This is a genomic window from Janthinobacterium sp. TND4EL3 (genome assembly GCF_900156175.1).
In the GTDB taxonomy this organism is placed as follows: Bacteria; Pseudomonadota; Gammaproteobacteria; order Burkholderiales; family Burkholderiaceae_D; genus Janthinobacterium.
This window is the reverse complement of the sequence record NZ_FTMV01000068.1, coordinates 1-1,261: the sequence shown is the minus strand read 5'-3', so window position 1 is coordinate 1,261 and position 1,261 is coordinate 1. Positions and strand designations below refer to the sequence as shown.

1 protein-coding gene and 1 pseudogene are annotated in these 1,261 nt (G+C 51.9%); both read right to left on the bottom strand.

The window, feature by feature from the left end; genetic code table 11:
- Positions 1–782, bottom strand: a pseudogene (locus BXA07_RS30710) (virulence factor); the annotation flags it as partial.
- Positions 783–853: 71 nt separating this feature from the next.
- The coding region (locus tag BXA07_RS29675; protein WP_139335872.1) for an effector protein Tle3 domain-containing protein at positions 854–1,261 on the bottom strand (408 nt) is incomplete at its 5' end.

Below are 1,261 nucleotides of genomic sequence, written 5' to 3'. Positions count from 1 at the left end.
GGACCGGCCAGCACCAGCAGCACCAGGTTCTCGTTGATCTGCCGGTCCAGGGGACGGCTGGGCGCATCCCAATTCATGGCCCAGACGGTTTCCTTCGGGTGAGTTTGCAGATAATCGAGCGCGGCGGAAAGCGAAGTAAAACCGGCGTTGGGGCCGCCCATAGTGATGCGGACGTCGGGGAGCGTAGAACGCGTCCAAAGGGTAGGAAAGTTGGGGTTACCAATGGTAAAGGTGCGTCGGACGTAGTCCTGCACGAAGGCTCCTGCATCCGCCGGATCGAGTTTCCCTTCAGGAATGGCATATTCGATATGAATGCCAGCCAACTCACGCCAGCGTGAACGATTCTTGGCGGAATGAACGTTGTAAAAATATTCGGGATCGGAATAGTAAATATCGTGGAATAGATTCATGATTTCGCGAATATATTTTCGATGATAGCCACGAAATGTTTCCTCACCTTCATTGCCTGCGACAACAGGCGACACGGCCTGCAAACTGGAGTACTTTTTTGGATTCTCCTTGACCATATCATCGTCGGGATTCGGTCGTACCAGTCCTAATGTCCACAGCAATTGCCATTGAGTGGGATAATCCCGACGCTGCAGGGGATTCAGCCATTGCACAGCGACAACTTGCGCCATATATGGGCTTTTTTTTGTGTCAGGTGATTCGGCAACGGCCTTTTCCGACATAGGAGGCGATGAACGAAGACCCGCACAGGCTGTCAGGAAAATCAACGCCAGAAAAATCATCAAAGCATAAATAAAAAAGGATTTCGTCATATTGAATTCTCCATTGTTGAAACAGATTTCAAATAGCAGCATCTGATATGACTGAAAAAACCACTGTAATGTCACCCATGAGCACGCTCTCCAGACGTTGGCTTAGAATCCTTCGAAGGATTTTCACGCTCGTCGACTATTAAACTAGGCATACTGGCTGGCCCGTCTTTATCACCTGCCCAATCGGTTATCGTCAATTCATCAATGGTGGCACTTGTAAAATACTGTTCAAATATCTTTGCAGAAGCAGCTTCACCCAACCACTTCAACAACCGCCAATCCGCCGCCACCCTCAACCTGCGCAACTGGTCCGGCTTGATGCGGCACACGCCCACCGCCACGTCATACGCAAGCGCACGCTCTGCGTGCATGGGGTTGGTCAGGATGGTGGAATGGTCGGTGGCGTAGGCGCCGGCCTGGCTGGCCATCATTTCCTCTACCCGCGTGCTGCGCCATTGCAGGTACTCGGCGTCGGGCGT